We start from the raw sequence: 25,478 nt of genomic DNA on the forward strand, positions 1-25,478 counted from the left end.
GAAAACAATAAGATGAAACAAATCAAATCCTGGGCGCAATATTACGTCGACCTGATGACCAAGCTGGGACTGGTGCGCTTCAGCATGTTCCTGGCCACCGGCATCATAGTGCTGGCCGTTTCGATCCAGATGGGGGTCACCCTGTTCCTGCGCGGCACCGTGGACATCGTCGACCTGGTGCGCTCGGTCTTCTTCGGCCTGTTGGTCACCCCCTGGGCCGTCTATTTTCTCTCCATCGTGGTGGATCAGCTGGAGGACTCCCGCCAGCGGCTGACCCGCATGGTGCGCAAGCTGCAGGACATGCGTGAGCGGGATCTCGAGCTCAACAGCCAGCTGCAGGAGAACATCAGCCGCCTCAACGCCCAGATCGCCGAGACCAATCGGGCCGAGACCCTGCGCCAGCAGGCCATCGAGGATCTGGAGAACGAGGTGTTCCAGCGCGAAAAGGCCCAGCTGCACCTGGGGGAGCGCACCGCCCTGCTGCGCTCCTTCATCGACTGCTCCCCCGATCTGGTCTACTACCGCAACGAAGACGAGCAGTTCTCCGGCTGCAATCGCGCCATGGAGGAGCTGACCGGCAAGGTGGAGGCGGAGCTCATCGGCTTGACCCCGTTCGATGTCTACAAGCATGACATTGCCAGCAAGGTGGTGGAGACCGACAAGCAGGTCTTCGCCCAGAACGAGCCGCTCACCTATGAGCAGTGGCTGGAGTACCCAGACGGTCGCAAGGCCTACTTCGAGCTGCGCAAGGTGCCCTTCTTCGATCGTTTCGGCAAGCGGCTCGGCCTGCTCGGGTTTGGCCGCGACATCACCGAGCGCAAGCAGTATCAGGACAAGCTGGAGAAGGCGAGCCGCGACAAGACCACCTTCATCTCCACCATCAGTCACGAGCTGCGCACCCCGCTCAACGGCATCGTCGGCTTGAGCCGGATGCTGATGGATACGCCGCTCGATCCCAAGCAGCACCAGCAGCTCAAGACCATTCACCTGAGCGCGGTGACGCTCGGCAACATCTTCAATGACATCATCGATCTCGACAAGCTGGACCGGCGCCGGCTGGAAATCGCCCCGACCCCCATCGACCTGCCTGCCTTCCTCGACGAGCTGGAGACGCTGTCACGTATCCAGGCTGAGCAGAAAGGGCTCTATCTGCATTTCGACCGGGATGGCGACGTGCCACAGTTCGTGATGGCGGACGGGACCCGGTTGCGCCAGGTGCTGTGGAATCTGGTGGGCAATGCGGTCAAGTTCACCGACGAGGGTGGGGTGACGGTGCGCTGCCTCACCCACCCGGCCGACACACCGGGCAAGCTGGCGCTGCACTTCGAGGTGGAAGATACCGGGGTTGGCATTCCCCGCGCCCAGCAGGAGAAGATCTTCGCCATGTACTATCAGGTGCAGGGCAAGAAGCATGCCACCGGCACCGGCATCGGGTTGGCGGTATCCCGCCAGCTGGTGCAGGCGATGGGCGGCCAGCTCTACGTGGACAGCGATCCGGGCGAGGGCGCCTGCTTCACCGCCGAGCTGGAGGTGGACTGCGTCGCCGCCCAGACGCCCGCGGCCGAGCCCGAGATGCCCTGCCTCGATATCCTGCTGGTGGAGGACGTCGAGCTCAACGTGACCGTGGCCTGTGCCCTGCTCAACAAGCTGGGCCATGAGGTCAAGGTGGCGCGGGACGGTGCCCAGGCGCTGGCCATGGCCAATCCCGACGATTTTGATCTGATCCTGCTGGATATCCAGCTGCCGGACATGACCGGCTTCGATGTGGCGGAACAACTGCTCGCCCGCTACGGCGACAGCCTACCGCCCATGGTGGCACTCACCGCCAACGCCACCGGCGATCGCCAGTACTACCGGGATCACGGCATGCAGGATGTGATCAACAAGCCGCTCGGTTCGAAGGCGGTGCGGGAGGTGATTGGCCACCTGTTTGCCGATCTGGCCGAGGATGAGGCGGACGAACAGGCGGATGCAGACAGTCAGGATGCGCTGCTGGATCTGCCTTTCCTCACCGATTACGCCGATACCGTGGGCAAGCAGGTGCTGATCTCCAGCGTCGAGCTGTTCGAGAAGATGATGCCCGACTACATGGCGGTGCTCGACTCCAACATGATTGCCCGGGATCAGGCCGGCGTGGTGGAGGAGGCGCACAAGATAAAAGGGGCGGCCGGCTCCATCGGTCTGCGCCGGCTGCAGCAGCTGGCCCAGTTGATCCAGAGCCCGGATCATCCCGCCTGGTGGGAGAACGTGGAAGACTGGATAGAGTCGCTGCGCCGTGAATGTCCGGGTGATATCGCCCGCTTGAAGCGCTGGCTGCTCTCGTAGATGCGAGCCGCAGGCAAGGAGCCGCAACATGTATAGCCGTTTGATTACCCCCGAGCGAATCCATCGCTGGGGTGACGAAGATCTGCTGGAGGCGACCGAGCAGGACCGCGCCCGCATCGTGCAGGCGGCGCCGGTGCGCCGACTGCAGCAGAAGACCCAGGTCTTTCCGCTCGACGTGAAGGCCTCGGTACGCAGCCGTCTCACTCATTCGCTGGAGGTGCAGGAGACCGGCCGCCAGATCAGCCGCCGCATTCTGGCGGCCCTGCCGGCGGGGTCGGTGTGCGAGGGGGCCTTCATCAATCTGGTGGAGATGTCCTGCCTGTTGCACGACGTCGGCAACCCGCCGTTTGGTCACTTCGGCGAGCAGGTGATGAGCCAATGGCTGGCACAGGCGCTGGATGGGTTGTTTGCCGAGGCCCTTGGCAGCGCACCCAGCCCGCAGTGGGCAACGCTTCGCCGGGATCTGCTGGTGTTTGACGGCAACGCCCAGAGTCTGCGGCTGGTGCACAGCCTGCACGAGCTGAACCTGACCCTGGGACAGCTGGCGGCGCTGTGCAAGTACCCGCAGCAACCCCTGCACGGCGGCCAGCATCACGGCTGGGCCAGCAAGCGCGGCATCTTCTTCAGCGAACAACCCCTCTACCGCGCCCTCGGCCAGAGCCTGGGATTGGCGCCCGGCTGCCGTCATCCGCTGGTCTACATCATGGAAGCGGCCGACGATATCTCCTACTGCATCGCCGACCTCGAAGATGCGGTGGACCGGCGCATCCTCAGCCTGAATGAGTTGCAACAGGCGCTGCGGCTGGCCGATGACGGCGCCTACATGGCCGGCTTGCTGGCGGAGGCGACCGCCTCGGACAGGGGCTTCTTCCCCCATTTTCGCCAGCAGCTGACCCGGGATCTGGTGGAACTGGCCGCTCACACCTATGTGAGCGAGCACCCGCAGATCCTGAGCGGCGCCTATCCCCAGGCCCTGCTGCACGGTCAGGCACCGGCGGCGCGGGTGCTAGATACCCTCAAACAGGTGGCTCGCGAGCTGGTGTTCATGCGCCCCGAGGTGGAGGCGCTGGAGCTGGAGGGTTATGCCGCCCTGCGCGGGGTGCTCTCCACCTATGCCTGCCTGCTGGCGCTGCCGGCCGCACAGTTCGAGCGGCTGCTGGCCGGGCAGGGGGGCAGCGAGCTGTTCTTCGCCCGCCGGTTGTTTCATCGACTGTCGGCCCGTCATCTCAAGGCGTACCGGCTGGCGGTGGCTAGTAGGGATCCGCGCTTCAGCGACGGGGCGGAGCAGGAGTGGTATTTCCGGGTGCGGCTGCTGCTCGACTACGTGAGCGGCATGACGGATACCTATGCGCTGGAGGAGTTCCGGCTGTTGTCCGGGATCTGAGCCGAGGTGACATGGGTCTGCCTGTGCCGGATGAGTATTGATAGATGACTCACCTCCCCATATGGGGGGTGAGGTTCTTGTATAAAATTCGGTCTTTTTTTAGACTGTGGCAACTTGTTCAACTTTCACTCGGTAAGGAGACGGATATGCAACATTCAATGCTAAACGTTGCGTTCGACCGCTGCATCAGCAGCGCGAAGACTCGTGCTCTTTTTCTGCCGCGTGGAGGAAACAGGTAACACCTGCTTTTTCATCACCCGCGGTTGTCCCGCAGGGTGATCTCTTCTCTCCGGGGGAACCGCACGTTCAACTGGAGAACATTATGTCTATCGAACTGACCCTGCTGCGCACCGTCGAAACCCTGGTCCAGAAACGGATTACCCGGCTGGAGCGTCGTGTCAGCTACCTGCATCTGTCGCCTGCTCTGCTCAAGGACATCGGTCTGGAAGGGCAAAATGTGCAGATCGCCCACATCCGTGAGCGGGAATATCAAACCGGCTTCCGACTCGGGAACCGAATAACCTGATGATGTGGGGCTTGGCCCCCTTCTTGCTAGAAAACGGCAGGCGTGAGCCTGCCGTTTTTCGTATCCGGACGAGTTCTGTTACGAATTTCTATTCGCACATTTTGCCAAAATCCCTATGATCGCTCTCCAAGCCGTTCAGGAGTCATCCATGCTGCGCCTCTGCTATCGCGCCATTTTGTTGTGCTGGTTTACCTGCTGGAGCCTGGTGGCTGCGGCAGAAACCTCCTTGGACAAGGATCAGCTGGGGCTGGCGGAGCGGCTTTGGCTCGCCTCGCGCAGCGACCTGGTGGTCGGCATGCCATCGGTGGCCTGGCCGCCCTACATCTATGCCAATAGCCGGGGTGGCTTCAGCGGCCCGCTCGACGATTTTGCCACCCTGATTGCCGGCCGGTTGGGGCTGACCGTGCGCTACAAGACTTACCCCTACTATGCCGGTGCCCAGCAGGCGCTGCTCGATGGCGAGGTGGACATGCTGATCGGCGTGACACCCAGCCACTCGCGCCAGCAGAAGATGCGTTTTACCTCGGATCTGATGACCCTGCCGCGCGCCGTGCTGCTGGCGCGAGAGGAAGGGGAGCTGACTCTGGCGACGGCACGTCAGCTGCGCTGGGTGTGTGAACATGGCTTCAGCTCTTGTGAAGAGCTGGCGGAGCTCGGCATGACCCAGCTCACCGAGGCGGACAGCAGCGACGAGGCGGTCTTCATGGTGAAGAAGGGGTTGGCGGATGCCTATCTCTCCGACCTGCCGGCCCTGGTTCGCCTGCAGCGCCTGCAGCAGCAGGCCGGGCTCAAGGTGATCACCCCGGAGTGGGTGACCGACACCTCGCTGGCCATGGCAGTGGGGCCCGACAACCAGGGACTGCTCGGTTTGCTGGAGCTGGCCCTCAACGACATTCCGCTGGATGAGCGGCGCCGCATTCTGGAGACCGGCGGGATCGTCGACTACGAACTGGCCAACGGTCCCCGCCAGATCGTGTTCAACCAGAGCGAGCTGGACTGGCTGGCCCGCCATCCGACCCTGCGCTTCGGGGTGGCGCCGGACTGGCCAGCGGTAAGCGAGATCGACGGCAATGGCCAGCTCAAGGGGTTCATCGCCGACATGCTCAAGCTGGTGAGCCTGCGCTCCGGCCTGCAGTTTACCCTGGTGCCCACCAGCAGCTGGGCCGAGACCCAGGCGCTGTTTCAGGCACGCAAGCTGGACTTTATCCCGGCCATCACACCGACCGCGGAGCGGCGACAGTATTCCCTGTTTACTCCCGACTACGCCTTCATCCACCGAGTGATCGCCGCCAGACAGGGGAGCGAGGAGCTGGACAACCTCAACGAGCTCAAGGGGCGACGGGTGGGGATCGTCGGTGGCTCGGTGGAGGAGCTGGTGCTCAACGAGGTGGGGGCCCATCCGCTGACGGTGAGCAGCGATACCAAGCTGCTGCCGCTGCTGGACGGACATCAGGTCGACTATGTGCTGATGAGCATGACCACCCTGGAGCAGGCGCTGCAAAAGGGGTTCAACAATCGCTATCAGGTGGTGTTCTCCGGCAACGAGCTGCGGGTGCCGGTCGCCATGGCGGTGCACCAGCAGGACCCCATGCTGCAGCAGATCCTCACCAAGGTGCTGCTCTCCATCCGCCCGGAGGAGATGACCAAGCTGGAGCACAAGTGGCTGGCTCTGACCATCCAGACCGGCATCAACCCTGCCACAGTGGCGCTCTGGTCTGCGGTCGGCGTGGGCGCCTTCCTGCTCTGCGTGTTGCTGTTCATGGGCTGGAACCGGACCCTGCGCCGCCAGATAGTGCAGCGCAAGCTGGCCGAGCACAAGTTAAGCGAGCAGCTGACCTTCGTGCAGACCCTGCTCAACTCGCTGCCCAACATGGTGGTGCTGCGGGATCGCGAGCAGCGCATCACCCTCTGCAACCAGGCCTATCGGGATGCCTTTATCGGCGCCAAGATCGGAGATTGCTGCGATGATCTTGACGGCATGCCGCCGAAGGAGCGCGAGCGGGTGCTCAGAGAGGAACTAGAGGTATGGCAGAGCGGCGAGCAACTGGAAGGGGCGGGCAACAGCCGCCGTCAGGATGGCGCCATGTTCCACATCATCTACACCAAGCGTCCTTATCGCTCGCCAAAGGGCGACATGCTGGGGGTCCTGACGGTGTTGACCGACGTTACCCGCATCAAGGAGGCCGAGGCGCGGGCCCGCAAGGCGGAGACCCGGCTCACCCAGATCACCGACAGCATGCCTGGCATCGTCTATCAGTACCTCTGGCTCGGCCCCGGCAAGGGGCGCTTCCTCTATGCCTCGCAGGGGGCGAGCGAGATCCTGGGAGCCAGCCGGCAGGAGATATTGTCGGCCGAGTCGGGCGGCGAGGTGTTCGGCTTTACCGAGGAGGCCCTGCAGGATTTCGTCAGCAAGGTGGCCAATCATGCCGAGACCCTGGCCCCGCTCGATCTGGAAGTGCGGGTTGAGCGGCCGGAGGGGGCCCGCTATCTGCAGGTACGCGGCAGTTTCGTGCCGCAGGAGGAGGGGCACCTGATCCTCAACGGGGTGATCCAGGACATCACGGCCCTCAAGCACCAGGAGCACGACCTGAGGGAGGCGCGCGCCTATGCCGAGCAGGCGATGCAGGTGCGCAGCCGCTTCCTGGCCACCATGAGCCACGAGCTGAGGACCCCCATCTCCGGTATGCACGGCATGCTGGAGCTGCTGCAGATGAGCGAGCTGAACGACGACCAGCGCTATCTGCTGCGCAACGTGGTGACCTCCACCAACAATCTGCTCTATCTGGTCAACGACGTGCTCGATTTCTCCAAGATAGAGGCGGGCCAGCTGCAGTTGCACTATCAGGATTGCCGCCTCGCCTCCGTCATCTGCGACGTGATCCGCGGTCATGCGACTCTGGCTCATGGCAAGGGGCTCAAGGTGACGCTGGATTGGGCGCCGGAGGTGCCGGATCAGGCCCGCATCGATGCGGTGCGGGTGGGGCAGGTGCTCTCCAACCTGCTCAACAATGCGGTCAAGTTTACCGAGCGGGGCGAGATCCGTATCCAGGTCAGCTTTGAGAAGGAGCGGCTCGCCATCGCGGTCAGCGACACCGGCATCGGCATTGCCGAGGACAAGCAGGATCGCCTGTTTACCCCGTTCGAGCAGGTGGAGTCCGACATAACCCGACGCTTCGGTGGTACCGGGCTCGGCCTTGCCATCTGCCACCAGCTGGCCCAGAAAATGGGGGGCACGCTGGTGCTCGAGAGCAAGCCGGGGCACGGTACCCGACTCACCTTCGACTTCCCGCTGGCGGCGTGTCAGTGGGATGCCCCGCCGCTGGCAGGCCACGATTGGTGGCTGTTTGGCGAGGATGCGGCCCTGCAGAGCGCGATGCAGCGGCTGGGAGCCAGGCTGCATCGTCTGGATCCACAGCAGTGGCAGCAGCCGGTGAGTGGTTTGTTATTAGCAGAGGAGAGCTGGCTTGAACAGGTCCTTGGCAGCGAGTGGTTGACACATTTGCAGCGCTCGGCCCTCAAGGGCATAGTGCTCTCCCCGCAGGAGGCCCTGCGCGGCCGCATGGGGTCGGGGGCCTGGTGGCGGCTGGGGCAGTCTCCGCTCTATCCTGACTTGCTGCTGGAGACCTGTCACCAGCTGCTGGGAGAGGCGGCGATCAGCCCGGTCGAAGCCAATGCCCCCAAATTGCAGGGACGGGTGCTGGTGGCCGACGATCACCCCATCAACCGTGCGCTGCTGGCTCGCCAGCTGGCGATCCTCGGGGTGGATGCCGAGGTGGTGGACGACGGTGACAAGGCCTTGCGCACCTGGCAGGGGCAGGCATTTGCCCTGCTGCTGACCGACTGCCACATGCCGGTGATGGATGGCTACAGTTTGACCCGGGCCCTGCGGGCACAGGGGGAGTCGGCTCCCGTCATCGGGGTGACGGCCGATACATCCGAAGAGGCCAGCCTGCAGATGCAGGAAGCCGGCATGAACGACATGCTGTTCAAACCCTATACCCTGGAGACGCTGCATCAGATGCTGATGCGCTGGTTGCCGGTGAGCCCTCAGACCCAAGAGCCGGACCAGCCCGCTCCGTCGGCCCGCGAGCAGGGGGAGTGCTGGATCTCGCTGTTTGGCGATGAGACGGTGGCGCGCAGCATGGCGCGGGAGTATCTCGATTCCAATCGCCAGGACGGTGATGACATGATGCAGGCACTGGCCAGGCAGGACACCTATGCCCTGGTGGAAACGGCGCACCGCATCAAGGGGGCTGCCCGCATGGTGGGGCAGCAGGCTCTGGCAGAGGAGGCGGCCCGGCTCGAAGCGGCGGCCCGCCTCAAGCAGCTGGACGAACTTACCGAGTTGAGTCAGACGGTACTGGTGCTGATGAACTCTATTACATGCGAAATTGGATTATGGCTCGATGAACAAGACACAGCATGAGTTGGTGATCATGGTGGTGGAAGACCACGCGTTCCAGCGCAAGGCGTTGATGCACCAGATCCGCGGGCTCGGTTACGGCTCCCTGCTGGAGGCGCAGGACGGGGTGGAGGCGCTGGCCATGTGTCAGCGTCATCAGGTGGACATCCTGTTTTGCGATCTGCGCATGCCGGGCATGGACGGCATGGCGCTGCTGCGTCGCCTCTCGCTGGGTGGTTTTCGCGGTGGCATCATCCTCTCCAGCGCGCTGGAGGATGACGTGGTCGAGGCCGTGCTGCGCATGAGTGCCGCCTATGGTCTGCAGGTGCTGGGGCGTATCGAGAAGCCCTCCAGCCAGCAGCAGATCAGCCAGCTCATCGGCGCCTGGCGCCCGCAGCAGGAGCGCGCCCAGGAGGAGGACGGCCACCGCCTGACCCTGGATGAGTTGAGCCTGGCGCTGGAGCAGGATCAGCTGCTGCCCTGGTATCAGCCCAAGGTGAGCTTCGGCTCCGGCCAGTGGGTCGGCATGGAGGCGCTGGCGCGCTGGCAGCACCCGGAGTACGGCCTCATCTCGCCGGCCCGCTTCATTCCGCTGGCAGAACACAACGGCCTCATCGATCAGCTGACCGAGGTGATCATCAGCAAATCGCTGCGCGATGGCCATCTGTGGGAGCAGACCGGGCTCTCCCTCAACCTGTCGATGAACCTTTCCACCACCTCCCTCATCGAGGGGGATCTGTGCAATACCCTGATCAACCAGTGCCAGCGCTGGAGCATCAACCCTGAGCTCATCACCCTGGAGGTGACCGAGAGCTCGTTCGTGAAGGATCTGGGCAAGTCGCTGGAGGTGCTGACCCGCCTGCGCATGCACGGCTTCGGCCTCTCCATCGACGACTTCGGTACCGGCTACTCCTCCATGCAGCAGCTGGCCCTGCTGCCCTTCACCGAGCTCAAGCTGGATCGCTCTTTCGTCGATCGCTGCTTTGAGGACCCCTCCCGCTTGGCCATAATAGAGTCAAGCATCGAACTGGCCCGCAAACTGGGGCTCAAGTCCGTCGCCGAAGGGGTGGAGGATGAACTCACCTGGCGGCTGCTGGCGCGGCTGGGGTGCGACGTGTGCCAGGGGTTCTTCTCAGCCCGGCCCATGCCGCGTGAGGAGTTGCTGGGATGGCATGACTCCTGGCGTGAACGGCTACCGGCGCTGCTCGGAGAGTGAATGTCGGGCAGGATGCCCGCAACGAAACAAGGATGTTCATGAAAATTTCAAGCAAGTTGCTGCTCAGCTTCTGTTTTATCAATCTGCTGGTGATCCTCTCTTCCAGCCTCGTCTACCACCAGCTCGGTCGCATCGGACAGGCCGGCAGCGCCCTGCTGGAGCAGGCTCTGCCCGCCCTGCAACGGGATGAGGCCAGCCAGAAGGCGCTGGTGGCGACCATCTCCTCCCTGCGGGCCTATCTCATCCTGGGCAAGGATCCGGCGCAGGCTGCCCGCCTCAAACAGGAGTGGGAGGGTGCCTGGCAGGTGATCGAGCATCAGCAGTTCACCGCCGAGCTGACCCGCTCGCTCAAGGCCTTCAAGACCAGCCAGCAGAAGGTGTGGGACATCGCCCATACCGACGAGAATCTGCCCGCCCATACCCCGATGCTGCAGGAGGCCGGGCCGCTGGCGGAGTCGGCCCTCGATCAACTGCAGTCCTTTGCCAACGAAGAGGTGGCCACCCCGCAGGATCAGCTGCCCGGCGATCGCCGCCTGCTGCTCAAGCAGGTGGGGGATGCCTACAACGGTCTCTCCAATGCGCTCTCCGCCCTGCGCGACTTCCTCATCTCCGGCGATCCGGACTATCGCACCAAATACCAGGATTATTACCAGTTCCACCAGCAGCGGGTGGCCGAGCTGAAGCAGCAGGAGGCCAACTTTACCGAGGCACAGAAGGGGATCTGGTCGCTGTTCGAGGAGATGTCGGCCCCCTTCGCCGAGCTGGTGGGGCAGGTGATCAGCAAGCGGCAGGCACCCGACTGGGATCAGGCCAACCATCTGATGGCGACCGAGATTGAACCGGCTCTCGGTCAGCTGGCGACCCAGCTGGCCGGCCAGGTGACCCAGACCCGCGCTGAGGTGGAAAGCATGGGCCAGAAGATGACCAGCGCCGGTCAGGCCATCAATCGCACCCTGCTGCTGGCCACCCTGACCGTGATCGTGCTGGGTACCCTGGTGGCGCTGTTGTTCAGTCGCCGGCTGACCCGGGACATCGCCAGCCTGGTGTTGCGGGCCGATCTGGTTGCCAACGGCCGGCTGCCGGCCCGCCCCCTGCCGGTGCAGAGCCAGGATGAGCTGGGTGGGCTGACGGGCTCCATCAACCAGATGTCCGGCCAGCTGCGCCAGCTGGTGGGGGAGATCCAGGGGGCGGTGGGGCAGGTGGACGGGGCCTGCGGTGAGGTGGGCAGCACCACCCGCGCCATCGTCACCGATCTGGCGAGCCAGAATCAGCGGGTCGATACGGTGGCGGCGGCCATCGAGCAGATGTCGGTCAGTACCCGGGATGTGGCGGGCAATATCGCCGAAGCGGCGCGAGCCGCTCAGGAGGCGGAGCAGCAGACTCGCCAAGGCGGCCACGAGCTGGCCCGCATGACCGCCACCATGCAGCAGATCGCCGCCATGATTGCCGAAGCGAACGAGGCGATGGGCCAGCTCAGCAGCCAGAGCGAGCAGGTGGGACGCGTCACCGAGGTGATCGCCACCATCGCCGAGCAGACCAATCTGCTGGCGCTCAATGCCGCCATCGAGGCGGCGCGAGCCGGCGAGCAGGGGCGCGGGTTTGCCGTGGTGGCCGACGAGGTGCGGCTGTTGGCGAGCCGCACCAGCCAGTCCACCGAGGAGATCAGCCAGACCATCGCCAGCATCCAGCAGCAGACCCGCCAGACCGTCAACACGGTCGGCAGCGGCACCCGCTTGGTGGAGGAGGGGCGCGGCGCCGTCGACTCGGTGACTGGCACCCTGAATGCCATGCTGCAGCTGGTGCAGGATCTGTCGGGCCAGCTGGGGGCCATCGCCACCGCGACCGAGCAGCAGTCACGGGTGGCTCAGGAGGTGGCGGGAACGGTGGAGGAGATCGCCGGCCTCAGCCGGCAGTCGAGCCAGCGCAGCCAGCAGGGGGAGGAGATAGTGGCCCGGCTGGCGCAGGATACCGGCCGCTTGACGGCGGTGATCAGCCGCTTCGAGCTGGATGCCTGAGGCGGACAAGGGTCATGAAAACGGGGCAGGCCGCTGGGCCTGCCCCGTTTCTTTTCAGCCTGATAGTCGCTCTGGCCTGGCGGGTCAGTCCAGCCGGCGGAAGGACTGGTTGTCGAAGCTGCTGCTGGTCTCCTGGTTGAGCAGGCTCACCAGCAGGATCGCCCGCTTGTCGCCGTCCGGCTCCAGATAGATGGCCTCGAAGCCGGCCAGCGGGCCGGATTCTATCAGTACCTTGTCGCCCTGGGTCGGCAGGCTGGCGTAGCTGGCGCGCGCCTCGTCGCTGTCGTCCCGACTCATCAGCTGATAGACCAGCTGGCTGCTGATGGAGGTCCACTCCCGACCGAAGTGGATGATCCGGCTGATGCCGCGGGTCGACTTCAGGGTGACCGGGGTGACCTCTTCCAGATCCACATAGATGAACAGGTAGTTGGGGAACATGGGCTCCCGCACCGGGACACGCTTGCCCCGCCGCAGTTTTTCAATTTCCACCATGGGGTAGTAGGACTCGATCCCCTGGGCTTCGAGATGGGCGCGGGCGCGGGCCTCTTCTTTTGGCTTGCAGTAGGCCAGATACCATTTTTTCATGTGCTGAATATGTTCGTGTTGCCGTGCTCGCCGATATGATAACGGCAGCAAAAAAAAAGGCCACGCATTGCGTGGCCTTTTTTGCCGAGTGAGTGATTACCAACCTTTCACCAGGCCGCCCTTGAACAGTTCCAGCCCTTTCTTGTAGACGTCGTCGGTCTGGAAAGCCTGTACGAACTGTTTGACCTTCTCGTCGTCCTTGTTGTTGTCGCGGGCGACGATCAGGTTGACGTAGGGGGATTCTTTATCCTCAACAAACAGACCGTTCTCGGTCGGGGTCAGCCCGATCTGGCCGGCGAAGGTGTTGTTGATGATGGCCAAGTCCACGTCTTCCAGCGAGCGCGGCAGCTGGGCAGCTTCCAGCTCTACGATCTTGAAGTTGCGCGGGTTGCTGGCGATGTCCAGTACGGTCGCTTCCAGACCGGCACCCTCTTTAAGCTTCAGCAGGCCTTGCTTCTCCAGCAGGATCAGGGAGCGGCCCAGGTTGGTCGGATCGTTCGGCACCGCGATCTGGGCGCCATCTTTCAGCTCGCTCAGCGCCTTGATCTTCTTGGAGTAACCGGCGATCGGGTAGACGAAGGTGTTGCCGACCGGCACCAGCTTGAAGCCGCGATCACGGATCTGGGCATCCAGATAGGGCTTGTGCTGGAAGGCGTTGACGTCGATGCTGCCATCGTTCAGCGCCACGTTCGGGGTGACGTAGTCGGAGAAGTTGACCACCTCGACGGTCAGGCCGTATTTCTCCTTGGCCACTTTGGCGGCCACTTCAACCAGTTCGGTCTCGGGGCCGGCGATGGCGCCTACTTTCAGGGTCTTGTTCTCTTCCTTTTGACCGCAACCGGCCAGTACCAGAGTGGCCAGCAGGGCTGCCGCAACGGATTTGATGCCAAATTTCATAAAACCTCCTGTCAGAAATCGACGATTAACGATGATCACATTTGTTGACCAGGCGCTCACCCGCGCTCTGGATGAGTTGAACCAGTACGACCAGAATAACCACGGTCACCAGCATGACGGTCGGGTCGAAGCGCTGATAGCCGTAACGAATACCCACATCGCCCAGACCACCGCCCCCGATGGCACCGGCCATGGCGGAGTAGTTCACCAGCGTGACGAGGGTGATGGTGACGCTGTTGAGGATGCCGGGCAGGGCCTCGGGCAGCAGCACCTTGGTGATGATTTGCAGGGGCTTGGCGCCCATGGCCTTGGCCGCTTCCAGCAGGCCGTCCGGCACCTCCATCAGGGCCCCTTCCACCAGGCGGGCGATGAAGGGAATGCAACCGACGGTCAGCGGCACGATGGCGGCGATGGTGCCGATGCTGGTGCCGACGATCAGCCGGGTCAGCGGGATGATGGCGACCAGCAGGATGATGAAGGGCACCGAGCGACCCACGTTGACCACCATGCCCAGGGTACGGTTGAGCAGCGGGTTGGCCAGGATCTGGCCAGCCTTGGTCACGTGCAGCGCCACACCGAGCGGCAGACCGAGCAGGCAGCCGAACAGGGCGGAGGCAAACACCATGATGAGGGTGTCGCCCAGGGCCGTGAACAGCAGATTAATCATGGCTTCTGACATAACCCATTACCTCCAGCTGAATGCGATTGTGATCAGGGACTGCGTCTGGCAGCCCTTGAGGGCAGTGATGAGCAGGTCAGTCATTGCTGCGGACATAACCCATTACCTCCAGCTGAATGTGGTTGTCGATGAGGAACTGCTGGGTCGCCTCGCACTGGGCTTCATCCCCGAACAGTTCTGCCAGCAGGAAGCCGAACTTGACGCCCCCGGCGTATTCGATGTCGGCGCTCAGGATGCTGATGTCGATGTTGAAGCGACGGCTCGCCTCGGAGATGAGGGGCGTGTCGACCGTGCTGCCGGTAAAGCCGAGTTTCACCAGCGGATAGCTGCCGGGAACCCGCTCCGCACTCATCCGATCCTGATACTCCTGCGGTACCTCCAGATGGATGGTGGAGTGGATGAAATCTCGTGCCAGCTGGGTCTTGGCATTGCTGAAGAACCAGGCAACTTCGCCCTGTTCGATCAGCCGGCCGTCGCTGATGATGGCCACTTCGTCACAGATCCCCTTCACCACGTCCATCTCGTGGGTGATGAGCAGGATGGTGAGCCCCAGCTTGACGTTGATCTCCTTGAGCAGGGTCAGGATCGAGCGGGTGGTCTGCGGGTCGAGGGCCGAGGTGGCCTCGTCGCACAGCAGTACCTTGGGGGCCGGCGCCAGTGCCCGGGCGATGGCGACCCGCTGTTTCTGGCCACCGGAGAGCTCGGACGGATAGGCGTGGGCGCGGGCTTCCAGTCCGACCAGCGCCAGCAGCTCTTCGACCCGTTGCTGGATCTTCTCTTTGCTCCAGCCCGCCAGCTCCAGCGGGAAGGCGATGTTGGCGGAGACGGTGCGGGAGGCAAGCAGGTTGAAGTGCTGGAAAATCATCCCGATCTGGCGGCGGGCCTGGGTCAGGTCCCGTTCGCTCAGGGCGACCAGATCCTGGCCGTCGACAATGACTTGACCTTCCGTCGGGCGCTCCAGCAGGTTGACGCAGCGGATGAGGGTGCTCTTGCCGGCACCGGAGGCGCCGATCACCCCGAAAATTTTGCCTTGCGGCACATGCAGGCTCACGTCACGCAGGGCGTGCACGGCATCACTGCCTTTACCGTAGACTTTGTTGAGACCGATCAACTTAATCATGGATTCTTCCGTGCTAACAGCCTTAAAGCACAGGGCGCTACAGGCGGGTGAATTGGGCAGAGGTTTCACTGGGTTGCTCTGCCATCATGGAGGATGATGCTAAGATGTCTGGATGGCCGTGTCAACGCGTGTTTATACATCTAGACGTCTAAAAAAGTGCTAAGGATTCCCGCCTGCCGACTAACGCCGACGGTGATCTCGCTCACATCAATATTGTATTTGGTGGTATGGCATGATTGCCGAATATCACATGGTAAATATCCGCTTACAACCTCCTTTATTAGCCGCCAGCCGGATTCACCTGCTCATCCTTTTATTGCCTCCGGGTCGGCACAAATCATTCCACTTTGTGTCGATCGCTGCTTTCTTGGCCACTGGCTTGATACAGCACAACAAGGGCCGCGCTTTGGCTTGGATTGCAATTGCCTGTTTTTTATACTTAAAGGGCACGATATACAGGAGGGCAACCTGATGCGATTTCAACAAATCAAAGACTTGCTGCTCTATCTGGAGCAGGTGCATCACCAGCTTGGGCTCGGTTACGGGCGGCTCATGGCACAGGTGGATGGCGAGCGCAGCCGGCTGCTGCTGGCCTATCTGCAGCAGCGCGAGGAGGCGGCAAAGAGCCAGCTGGATGACTACCTGAGTGAACTTGGCGAAGGGGTGAAGGAGACCTGGCTGGAGCGAGGCTTCAGCGAGGATCTGCTGCCCGGGATCCGGCGCCTGAGCCTGCCCGCCACGGCCCAGACCCAGGACATAGTGCAGCTGGTGTGCCGTCAGGAGGAGAAGCTCATCGGTGAGCTCAGCCACCTGGCCCGGGAGTGCCCGACCGAAGAGACGGTGCGGCTGCTCGGCGGCCTGGCCGAGCAGGAGCAGACCCGCCTGACCCGGCTGGTGCACGGCGCCCATCGCCTCGACGACTTATAGGAAATAGCTGGCCGGGCGACATGTCCCCGGGCGACAAGTAGGGTGAAAAATGGGCGCTGAAAACAGCAGAGGCCCGGCAATGCCGGGCCTCTGCTGTTTGTTCATGACGGTGTCATGCCGACTGGCGGGCGGCGGTCAGCTCGGCGGCGTGCAGGGCGGCGCCTATGATGCCGGCCTGGTTGAGGTTGGCGGCCGCCACCAGCGGGGCCCGGGTCTCAATCTTGTCGATGAACTTGTCGAGCTTGGCGGCGCTGCCGCCGCCCAGGATGAAGAGGTCGGGGGAGAACAGAAACTCGAGGCGAGCCAGGTACTTGTTGAAGCGCTTGCCCCAGCGGCCCCAGGAGAGATCCTCGCGTTTGCGCACCGCATCCGAGCAGTAGTGCTCGGCCACCATCCCTTCCAGCATCAGATGACCCAGCTCGGTGTTGGGCAGCAGCTGGCCATTGACGAATATGGCGGTGCCGATGCCGGTGCCGACCGTGACGAGGATGATGACCCCCTTGCTGCGATCCTTGCCGGTCCCGAAGCGCATCTCGGCCAGGCCAGCCGCATCGGCGTCATTGAGCACGTGGCAGGGTTGGCCGGTCACGTCGGCGAACAGGTGGGCGACGTCGGTCTCAATCCAGCTCTTGTCGATGTTGGCCGCGCTCTTGGCGATGCCGTTGTGGATGGTGGCGGGAAAGCCGCAGCCCACCGGGCCCTTCCAGTCGAAGTGTTCCACCAGCGCCTTGAGGGTATGAGCCACGGCGGCCGGGGTGGCCGGTTGCGGCGTCACCAGCCGGTGACGTTCGCCAATCAGCTCGCCCGTTGCGGTGTCGACCAGGCATCCCTTGATCCCCGAGCCACCGATATCCACTCCCAACATCTGCATCAGCTTGTTCCTTTTATAGTGCCGACGATCGACCGTCGGCAGAGCATGAAAAAATGGCTTCGATCCGGCAAGGGGCAGATCGTCTATGCGTGATCCGGCAGACCTTTTTCGATGCAGCGGATCAGCAAGCGCGTCTTTTTGTTGTCATCCTGCTGGCGTTTGGCCAGGGTGGCCAGCGCCCATTCGATATGTTCGGCCACCATGGGCTCGGCTGCTGCCTGCGCCTGCTGCAGGGCCGTCATGACCTGCGGGCTGGCCGGGCCGTTGCCAAGGGCCACCGCCAGGTTGCGGCGCCAGCGCTGATAGCCGATGCGACGGATGGGGCTGCCTTCGGTGTGCTTGAGAAACTCGCTCTCGCTCCAGCCCCACAAGGTCAACAGCGGCGGGCGATGCAGATTGGGGCGCGGGCTGAAGTCGGGCTCCGGGCTGGCATCGGCATAGCGGTTCCAGGGGCAGATGAGCTGGCAGTCGTCACAGCCATAGATGCGGTTGCCCAGCAGCGGCCGGAACTCTTCGGGGATGGGGCCGTCGTTCTCGATGGTGAGATAGGAGATGCAGCGACGACCGTCCACCACGTAGGGGGCTATGATGGCGCCGGTGGGGCAGATGTTGATGCAGGCCACGCACTTGCCGCACTGCTCTTTCTCCACCGGCGCATCCAGCGGCAGCGGCAGGCTGAGCAGCAGCTCCCCCAGAAAGAAGAAGGAGCCCGCCGACTCGTTGAGCAGCAGCGAGTGCTTGCCTACCCAGCCGAGGCCCGCCTTGGCCGCCAGCGGCCGCTCCAGAATGGGGGCCGAGTCGACGAAGGGGCGCCAGCCCAGCGCCTCGCAGCGCTGCTCGATGCGCTCCCCTAGTTGCTTGAGGCGGTTGCGCAGCAGCTTGTGGTAGTCGCGACCGAGGGCGTAGCGGCTGATGTAGCCGAGGGTGGGGTCGCGCAGGGTAGCGGCAAAACCCGCCTCGAACGGCAGATAGTTCATCCGCACCGACAGCACCCGCAAGGTGCCCGGCAGCAGCTCGTGGGGGCGGGCCCGCATCATGCCGTGGCGCGCCATGTAGTCCATGCTGCCGTGATGGCCCGCATCGAGCCAGGCCTGCAGCCTGGGCTCCTCGAGGGTGAGATCCGTGTCGGTGATACCGGCCTGGTTGAATCCTAGCTCGCTCGCCCAGAGCTTGATATCTTGGGCCAGTTGATGGAGTTCGGTGGTGGTCATGGAGCCGTCTGCCTGCCCGGGTGCTGACCGGGATGGAGGTGTACTGTCATGCTGTATCGCATCTCTGGGGTCTTGTTGCCAAGGTTGACCGACGGGCATGGCGGTTGCCGTCATACTGCATCATGTGCCCGGTGCCAGCTGGCCCGGATGAATGGATGAGAGTCAGGAGCCGTCATGGTACAGATCATCGGGGATGCTATCAGCGGGAAAGAGGTGTGCAGTTTACCACAATCACTGTGGCGGGCTGAACAGATCCGTGCCCTGGAGCGGGAGTGGGCCGAGCGCGAGGGGCTGCCACTCTATACCCTGATGGAGCGGGCCGGGGCGGCACTGCGCACCTACGCCACCCACCACTGGCCGCACAGCCGATGCTGGTGGATCTTCACCGGCCCCGGCAACAACGGCGGCGACGGCTATGTATTGGCCCGCCTTGCGAGGCAGTTGGGGCTGGAGCCCCAGGTGATAGTGCTGAGGGATCCCGCCGAGCTGACGGGGGATGCCAGGCGGGCCGCCGACGAGTGGCTGGCGACGGGGGGCACAGTGGTGGCGGCCGAGGCGGGCGAACTCGACCGGTTGCCGGCCCCGGACCTGGTGGTCGACGCACTGCTCGGCACCGGTGTCCATACCCGACTGTCACCGCTTATGACAAAGATCGTCGCAACAATCAATGGCTTGCAGGTGCCCGTGCTATCGGTGGATCTCCCCTCCGGCCTCAATGCCGACACCGGCTGCGCCATGGGGGCCGTGGTGCGTGCCAGCCGCACCCTCACCTTCATCGGCATCAAGCAGGGCATGCTCACCGCCGACGGGGTGGATTGCGTCGGTCGGCTCGACTGCGATCCCCTCGGCGTCAGCGTCCCGCCCGGCTGGCAAGCGGCGGCCGAGCGCATCGATTATCCCTCCCTGCACGCCCGACTGACCCCGCGCCAGCGCTCGTCCCACAAGGGCTCCCACGGCAAGGTGCTGCTGGTGGGGGGCAATGCGGGGATGCAGGGAGCCATCGTGCTGGCCGCTCGTGCCTGCTTGCGGGCTGGTGCCGGCCTGGTGCGGGTGTGCCAGCATCCTGACCAGCTGCCGGCCAGCCTCTACCAGGCCGAATTGATGGGCAGTCAGGACGGAGACGAGGAGCGCTGGGCTTCGGTGCGGGTGGTGGGACCCGGCCTGGGGCAGGATGAGTGGGGTCGGCGCCATTTTGAGTCTTTTGTTAACGAGCAGGTGCCACTGGTATTGGATGCCGATGGATTGAATTGGCTGGCGCAATGTCCCCGTCATCAGGATAATTGGGTGCTCACGCCCCATCCGGGCGAGGCCGCCCGCCTGTTGGGCTGCACCATTGCCGAGATTGCCGCGGATCGTTTTGCCGCGGTGCAGCGTCTGCAGCAGCGTTTCGGCGGTGTGGTGCTGCTCAAGGGGGCGGGGACGCTGATCCACGATGGCAAGGGGATATCGCTCTGCGACGCGGGCAATCCCGGCATGGCCAGTGGCGGCATGGGCGACCTGTTATCTGGTATAATCGCCGCCCTTTTGGCCCAGGGCTGGTCTGCCGCCGAGGCAACCCGACTGGGCGCCGTGATCCACGGGGAAGCGGCCGATCTGGCCGCTGCAGACGGAGAGCGGGGCATGCTGGCATCAGATCTGCTGCCCTTTATCCGTCGACTGGTAAATCCCGACACCATAACAAGCTAAAGAAGAACATGGCAAAACAGTTGATGATGACACTGCCGGACGAGGCAGCAACAGTGGCACTGGGTGGCCGACTGGCCCACGCCTGCCAGCAGGCAACCACGGTGTTCTTGCACGGCTCTCTCGGGGCCGGCAAAACCACCCTGACCCGGGGTTGGGTACAGGGGCTGGGGCATGAGGGCAAGGTCAAGAGCCCGACCTATACCCTGGTCGAGCCCTATGAGCTGGCCGACTGGCAGCTCTACCACTTCGATCTCTATCGATTGGCCGACCCGGAGGAGCTGGAGTTCATGGGGATCCGTGACTACTTCGGCGCCAATACCCTCTGTCTGGTGGAGTGGCCGGAGAAGGGCGATGGCTGGCTGCCTGCCCCCGATCTCGACATTACCCTGAGTTATGCAAACGAGCAGCGCGAGGTCCTGATAGAGGCCCGCACTGCTATTGGCGAAGCCATTCTGGAACGGTTGTCATCTACGTGCGCTTGATCCTTGTTATTGCCCTCTCCCTGCTGGCCTTACCCTCCTGGGCGAATCAGCTCAAGAGCGTGCGGGTGTGGCCATCGCCGGACAACACCCGGGTGGTGCTCGACATGAGCAGCGCCCCCAATTACAACTACTTCACCCTGACCGGCCCCGACCGGCTGGTGATCGACCTGAAAGGGGCGAGCAACGTCACCAATCTGGCCCGCATCGAGAACAAGAGCGAGCTGGTGCGCAAGATCCGCGAGAGCTCGCCGCTGGAGAAGGGCGGTCTGCGGCTGGTGCTGGATCTCAGCTCCACCATCAAGCCGGTGGTGTTCCCGCTGGCACCGGCGGGGCCCTACGGCCACCGCCTGGTGATCGACCTGCCGTACGAAGAGAAGGCCTCCGCCGCGGTGCAAGCCACGCCGGTGGGTGGTAAGGGCAAGGGGGTGGTGATCGCCATTGACCCGGGCCACGGCGGCGAAGACCCGGGCTCCATCGGCCCGCGTCGCACCTACGAGAAGCGGGTAACCCTGGCGGTTTCCCAGAAGCTGGCCGCCCTCATCGACCGCGAGCCCGGCATGCGTGCCGTGCTGACCCGGCGCGGCGACTATTTCGTCGATCTGAACAAGCGCTCCGAGATTGCCCGCAAGGCCAAGGCCGACCTGCTGGTGTCGGTGCACGCCGACAGCTTCCACAACTCGACCCCGCGTGGTGCCTCCGTCTGGGTACTGTCGACCAACCGCGCCAATCGCGAGATGGGCAGCTGGCTGGAGAAACAGGAGAAGCAGGGCGAGCTGCTGGGGGGCGTTGGCAAGGTGTTGGCCGAATCGGACCCGAACCCCTATCTGGCGCAGACCTTCCTCGACCTCTCCATGGACAAGTCCCGTGCCGAGGGCTATGACGTCAGCCGCCAGATCCTGCGTTCGCTGGGCCGGGTGGCCAGGTTGCACAAGAAGGCACCGGAGCACGCCAGTCTGGCGGTGCTGAAGGCGCCGGATATCCCCTCCGTGCTGGTGGAGACGGGCTTTATCTCCAACCACGCCGAAGAGCAGCTGCTGGCCACCGCCAGCTATCAGGATCAACTGGCCCGCGCCATCTTCGAAGGGATCCGCAACTATTACCGGGCCCATCCGACCAAGGGGGCCATGCTCACCGGCAAGGGGCAGGCTAGTAACAAGCAGGCGGCGGTCAGCCGACCCGCCCCCGCCAGCAAGCCGGTCGCCGTCAGCAAGCCGGCGGCGCAACCGGTGCAGCAGGTGGTGACCAACCGGATGCCGGCCACCGAGCCGAATCGCAGCAGCGATGGCGGGGCACCGGTCAGCAGTGTCGGCGGATCCTCGTCCGGCGCCGGCGTGATCAAGCCCTACGTGGTGGCGGCCAAGGAGCCGAGTGCCCCGGTCGCCAGCGTGCAGAGCAACGACAAGGCCAACATGCTCCGTCATGTGGTCACCCGCGGGCAGAGTCTCTCCCGGCTCGCCGAGAAATACGGGGTCAGCCAGGCGCGGCTGGTGGAGATCAACAAACTCAAGTCGCGGGACATCCAGATAGGGCAGGTGCTCTATATTCCGCAAAAGTAGCGCTGGATGAGGCGCCGGGCCCCTCCCTGCCAGTAGCAGAGAGGGGCCCGGTGGACTGTCATTGACCCCTACCGATTACCCACGTCTTCAACCAGCAGGAGTCAGTGATGCCGATCCGTAACTTGTCCCCTGTGCTGGCCAGCCAGATGAGAGTGGGCTGTGATGCGGTGGCATGGTTCTCATCCGGGGTTGTGGCCACAGTCATGCCGTTCAACCAGCAGGAGTAAGCGATGCCAATCCGTAACTTGTCCCCTATTCTGGCCAGCCAGACGAGCGTGGGCTGTGATGCGGCGGTGCGGCTCCCATCCGGGGCGGTGGCCACAGCCACTCCGTTCAACCAGCAGGAGTAAGCGATGCCAATCCGTATATTGCCGCCGATTCTGGCCAACCAGATTGCTGCCGGTGAGGTGGTGGAGCGGCCCTCCTCCGTGGTCAAGGAGCTGGTGGAAAACAGCCTGGACGCGGGTGCCGACCGGGTCGAAATCGACATTGACAAGGGCGGCTCCAAGCTCATTCGCATTCGCGACAACGGCGGTGGTGTAGCCAAAGATGAGCTGGTGCTGGCACTGTCGCGCCACGCCACCTCCAAGGTAGCGACCCTCGACGATCTGGAAGGGATCAACAGTCTGGGCTTTCGCGGCGAGGCGCTCGCCTCCATCAGTTCGGTCTCCCGGCTCACCTTCACCTCCCGCACGGCGGAGCAGAGCGAGGCCTGGCAAGCGCAGGCCGAAGGGCGGGAGATGAGTGTCACCGTCAAGCCGGCGGCCCACCCGGTGGGTACCACGGTGGAGGTGGTGGATCTCTTCTTCAACACTCCGGCACGGCGCAAGTTCATGCGCAGCGAAAAGACCGAGTTCGCCCACATCGACGAGCTGGTGCGCCGCATCGCGCTCTCCCGCTTCGACGTCACCCTGATCCTGCGCCACAACGGCAAGGTGGTGCGCCAGTACAAGGCCGCCAATACGGTGGCGGAGCAGGAACGCCGACTCGCCGCGGTGTGCGGTTCTCCCTTTATGCACCACGCGCTGGCGGTGGAGAGCGAGCACAGCGACGTGCGGCTGTGGGGCTGGCTGGCGACCCCCGAGGGCGCCAGGCCGCAGAACGATCTGCAATACACCTATGTCAACGGCCGCATGATGCGCGACAAGCTGATCAACCATGCCATCCGCCAGGCTTATGACGAGCTGCTGCCGGCCGACCGGTTCGCGGCATACGTGCTCTACATCGAGCTGGATCCGCGTCAGGTGGACGTCAACGTCCATCCGGCCAAGCACGAGGTGCGCTTTCATCAGGCACGCCTCATTCACGACTTCATCTTCCAGGCGCTGTTTACTGCCCTGCGCCAGCAAGGTGCGGCTAGCGATGAGCCCTTGGCCGAGACTCTGGTCGAGCTGCCGGTCAGTGCCTCCATCGAGTACCCGGGCCAGGCCCCCAGAGCCGAGTGGTATGGCGCTGAGCACAACTACCGGGCACCGCCCCGGGAAGTGCGGGAAGGCAGTAGTACCGGGCGGGCCGGCAACTACCAGCCGCCCGAGCCCCCCAGCCGGGAGGCGATGCGCGGCATGGGATCGCTGCTCACCACCCTGCCGGCGGTGCAGGGCACGCCGCAGGCAGAGGCTGAGACCGCGCCTGTTGCTGCCGTGCCCGCCAAAGCGGGGACGTGGCGGGCATTGACCCTGGTGGAACAGGCCTATCTGCTGCTGGAGCGAGACAACCGGCTGGCCCTGCTGTCGCTGGTGCGGGCCGAGCGCCTGCTGCTGCGCCACTGGCTGCTGGAGGCCTGGGGTCAGGGGCTGGCGGCCCAGCCGCTGCTGTTGCCGGTCTCCTTCAAGCTGCCGAAAAACCTGGTCGCGCTGGTCGAAGAGCAGGATCGTTTGCTCAAACGGATGGGGCTGGAGTTGAAAAGCGGCGGGCGCGACACCATGATCCTGACTCGGGTACCGGCGTTGCTGCGCCAGACCGATCTGGTGCGCTTATTACCTGAATTGTTGCAACTGATCGAGAGCGGATCTGACAGTGATGCCGGCCAGCAGGCTGAAGTACTATGCCAATGGCTGGTGGAGCAGGGGATAAGTCGCGAAAAAGTATACGATTTTGCCACGGCCAACCGCTTGCTGACGGAACTTGTTGCCGATTTCAGTGACCAACTGGCTGACGTTCGCATGGTGCGCCCGCTGGTGCTGGCGAGCGTGCTGGCCGAGTTCGCCGATGGCCATTGAGGGGAATGTCCCTTTTGAACCCATAAACCAGTTTTTTGCAGGTGCGCCGCACGGGCGGTGACCATGCAAGGGGAGTTTTTTACGTGGCTGACTTGCCGACTGCAATTTTTCTGATGGGGCCGACGGCCTCCGGCAAGACGGATCTCGCCATCGAACTGTGCCAGGCGCTGCCCTGCGACATCATCAGCGTGGATTCCGCGCTCATCTATCGCGGCATGGATATCGGCACCGCCAAACCGAGTGCTGCCGAGCTGGCGCTGGCGCCGCATCGGCTGATCGACATCCTGGACCCCGCCATGAGCTATTCGGCGGCCGATTTTTGCAAGGATGCGTTGCGGGAGATGAAAGAGATTGCCGATCGCGGCCGAATTCCGCTGCTGGTGGGCGGCACCATGCTCTATTTCAAGGCGCTGCTGGAGGGGCTCTCTCCGCTGCCTTCCGCCGACCCCGCCATTCGGGCCGGCATCGAGGAGGAGGCCGCTCGCCTTGGCTGGCAGGCTCTGCACGATGAACTGGTGCGCATCGACCCGGTGGCCGGTGCCCGCATCCACCCCAATGACCCGCAGCGGCTCAGCCGGGCGCTCGAGGTCTACCGCATCAGCGGCAAGACCCTCACCGAGCTGACCCAGGTGCAGGGGGAGGGGCTGCCCTATCGGGTGCTGCAGTTTGCCATCGCGCCGAGCGATCGCGCCGTGCTGCACCAGCGCATCGAGCTGCGCTTTGACAAGATGCTGCAGGGCGGCTTTGAACAGGAAGTCAGGGCGCTCTACCAACGGGGCGATCTCACCCCGGATCTTCCCTCCATCCGCTGCGTGGGATACCGCCAAATGTGGGACTACCTGGCGGGGGAAGTGGAGTATGATGAGATGCGCTATCGCGGAATTGTTGCCACCCGCCAGTTGGCCAAGCGTCAAATGACCTGGTTGCGCGGTTGGTCTGATGTGACCTGGTTGGAATCTGGTGAGTCTGGCAATCTGGCAAGGGTCGTCGCCCGTGCCGGAGTGGCTTGACACTCCTGTATAATCAGGTTGTTATATTGATATCCGGTGTTTAAAAACAACAAACTATAAGGAAAAGAAGATGGCTAAGGGGCAATCTCTCCAAGACCCGTTTTTGAATGCGCTGCGCCGTGAGCGGATTCCTGTTTCTATCTATTTGGTGAACGGCATCAAACTGCAGGGTCAGATCGAATCGTTTGACCAGTTTGTCATTTTGCTGAAGAACACCGTGAGCCAGATGGTCTACAAGCACGCCATCTCTACCGTGGTGCCGGCCCGTGCCGTCAACCACCACCAGCATGCGCCGGGCGCGGCTGGCGAAGAGCAGGGTGAAGCCGAGGCGTGATATCCCGGGACGAGGCGACTCGTCAACCCAGAT

General features: G+C 63.5%; 19 protein-coding genes. 13 read left to right on the top strand and 6 right to left on the bottom strand.

Annotated elements, in window-relative coordinates:
• The first annotated feature begins 12 nt into the window (after nt 1–12).
• The 6 genes from arcB to R2E40_RS04580 all read left to right on the top strand — a co-directional run bounded on the left by arcB (nt 13) and on the right by R2E40_RS04580 (nt 11,868).
• The gene (gene arcB, locus R2E40_RS04555) at nt 13–2,325 is read left to right on the top strand and encodes an aerobic respiration two-component sensor histidine kinase ArcB (RefSeq protein ID WP_016349595.1); all 2,313 of its coding nucleotides are present in this window, start codon (nt 13–15) and stop codon (nt 2,323–2,325) included.
• Between the two features lie 28 nt (nt 2,326–2,353).
• On the top strand, nt 2,354–3,709 hold the full coding sequence (gene dgt / locus R2E40_RS04560) for a dGTPase (RefSeq protein ID WP_318164867.1): 1,356 nt from the start codon (nt 2,354–2,356) through the stop codon (nt 3,707–3,709).
• A 322-nt stretch (nt 3,710–4,031) separates the two neighbouring features.
• Nucleotides 4,032–4,235 (top strand): hypothetical protein, encoded by a 204-nt coding sequence (locus R2E40_RS04565; protein ID WP_011704847.1) that lies wholly within the window; start codon nt 4,032–4,034, stop codon nt 4,233–4,235.
• A gap of 148 nt (nt 4,236–4,383) precedes the next feature.
• Entirely contained in the window at nt 4,384–8,661 is a 4,278-nt protein-coding gene (locus tag R2E40_RS04570) for an ATP-binding protein (RefSeq protein ID WP_318164868.1), read from the top strand.
• Nucleotides 8,642–9,853 (top strand): EAL domain-containing protein, encoded by a 1,212-nt coding sequence (locus tag R2E40_RS04575; protein WP_024944322.1) that lies wholly within the window; start codon nt 8,642–8,644, stop codon nt 9,851–9,853. The genes R2E40_RS04570 and R2E40_RS04575 overlap by 20 nt, the downstream gene beginning before the upstream one ends.
• Before the next feature lie 38 nt (nt 9,854–9,891).
• A complete protein-coding gene (locus tag R2E40_RS04580) occupies nt 9,892–11,868 on the top strand; it encodes a methyl-accepting chemotaxis protein (RefSeq protein ID WP_318164869.1) in 1,977 nt (658 codons plus the stop codon).
• A gap of 84 nt (nt 11,869–11,952) precedes the next feature.
• On the opposite strand, the gene rfaH is transcribed toward R2E40_RS04580, so the two are convergent.
• From rfaH to metN, 4 genes are all read right to left on the bottom strand, one after another.
• The gene (gene rfaH, locus R2E40_RS04585; RefSeq protein ID WP_016349600.1) at nt 11,953–12,453 is read right to left on the bottom strand and encodes a transcription/translation regulatory transformer protein RfaH; all 501 of its coding nucleotides are present in this window, start codon (nt 12,451–12,453) and stop codon (nt 11,953–11,955) included.
• A gap of 96 nt (nt 12,454–12,549) precedes the next feature.
• A complete protein-coding gene (gene metQ / locus R2E40_RS04590; RefSeq protein ID WP_011704853.1) occupies nt 12,550–13,350 on the bottom strand; it encodes a methionine ABC transporter substrate-binding lipoprotein MetQ in 801 nt (266 codons plus the stop codon).
• A 25-nt stretch (nt 13,351–13,375) separates the two neighbouring features.
• Nucleotides 13,376–14,029: a methionine ABC transporter permease gene (locus R2E40_RS04595; RefSeq protein WP_011704854.1), complete on the bottom strand. Its 654-nt coding sequence runs from the start codon at nt 14,027–14,029 to the stop codon at nt 13,376–13,378.
• Nucleotides 14,030–14,105: 76 nt separating this feature from the next.
• Nucleotides 14,106–15,149, bottom strand: coding sequence for a methionine ABC transporter ATP-binding protein MetN (metN, locus tag R2E40_RS04600; RefSeq protein WP_029303846.1), 1,044 nt, complete (start codon nt 15,147–15,149; stop codon nt 14,106–14,108).
• Nucleotides 15,150–15,620: 471 nt separating this feature from the next.
• Here metN and R2E40_RS04605 point away from each other — a divergent pair, with 471 nt between their 5' ends.
• The gene (locus R2E40_RS04605) at nt 15,621–16,076 is read left to right on the top strand and encodes a hypothetical protein (RefSeq protein WP_026080396.1); all 456 of its coding nucleotides are present in this window, start codon (nt 15,621–15,623) and stop codon (nt 16,074–16,076) included.
• Nucleotides 16,077–16,188: 112 nt separating this feature from the next.
• Here R2E40_RS04605 and ppgK read toward each other — a convergent pair whose 3' ends face one another.
• Both ppgK and queG read right to left on the bottom strand, forming a co-directional pair.
• Complete coding sequence (ppgK, locus tag R2E40_RS04610; protein ID WP_016349603.1) at nt 16,189–16,947, bottom strand: polyphosphate--glucose phosphotransferase; 759 nt, start codon at nt 16,945–16,947, stop codon at nt 16,189–16,191.
• An 83-nt stretch (nt 16,948–17,030) separates the two neighbouring features.
• A complete protein-coding gene (queG, locus tag R2E40_RS04615; protein WP_318164870.1) occupies nt 17,031–18,158 on the bottom strand; it encodes a tRNA epoxyqueuosine(34) reductase QueG in 1,128 nt (375 codons plus the stop codon).
• Nucleotides 18,159–18,332: 174 nt separating this feature from the next.
• On the opposite strand from queG, the gene R2E40_RS04620 reads away from it, so the two are divergent.
• From R2E40_RS04620 to hfq, 6 genes are all read left to right on the top strand, one after another.
• On the top strand, nt 18,333–19,844 hold the full coding sequence (locus tag R2E40_RS04620; RefSeq protein WP_318164871.1) for an NAD(P)H-hydrate dehydratase: 1,512 nt from the start codon (nt 18,333–18,335) through the stop codon (nt 19,842–19,844).
• Nucleotides 19,845–19,852: 8 nt separating this feature from the next.
• A complete protein-coding gene (gene tsaE / locus R2E40_RS04625; RefSeq protein ID WP_017410299.1) occupies nt 19,853–20,326 on the top strand; it encodes a tRNA (adenosine(37)-N6)-threonylcarbamoyltransferase complex ATPase subunit type 1 TsaE in 474 nt (157 codons plus the stop codon).
• Entirely contained in the window at nt 20,317–21,882 is a 1,566-nt protein-coding gene (locus R2E40_RS04630) for an N-acetylmuramoyl-L-alanine amidase (protein WP_269384495.1), read from the top strand. The genes tsaE and R2E40_RS04630 overlap by 10 nt, the downstream gene beginning before the upstream one ends.
• A gap of 353 nt (nt 21,883–22,235) precedes the next feature.
• Nucleotides 22,236–24,101 (top strand): DNA mismatch repair endonuclease MutL, encoded by a 1,866-nt coding sequence (mutL, locus tag R2E40_RS04635; protein WP_318164872.1) that lies wholly within the window; start codon nt 22,236–22,238, stop codon nt 24,099–24,101.
• A 92-nt stretch (nt 24,102–24,193) separates the two neighbouring features.
• Complete coding sequence (gene miaA, locus R2E40_RS04640; protein ID WP_253626694.1) at nt 24,194–25,111, top strand: tRNA (adenosine(37)-N6)-dimethylallyltransferase MiaA; 918 nt, start codon at nt 24,194–24,196, stop codon at nt 25,109–25,111.
• Between the two features lie 70 nt (nt 25,112–25,181).
• Nucleotides 25,182–25,445: an RNA chaperone Hfq gene (gene hfq / locus R2E40_RS04645; protein ID WP_011704864.1), complete on the top strand. Its 264-nt coding sequence runs from the start codon at nt 25,182–25,184 to the stop codon at nt 25,443–25,445.
• Nucleotides 25,446–25,478 lie beyond the last annotated feature (33 nt).

The sequence above is a fragment of the Aeromonas sp. CD genome (assembly GCF_033349375.1).
Taxonomy (GTDB): Bacteria; Pseudomonadota; Gammaproteobacteria; order Enterobacterales; family Aeromonadaceae; genus Aeromonas; species Aeromonas hydrophila.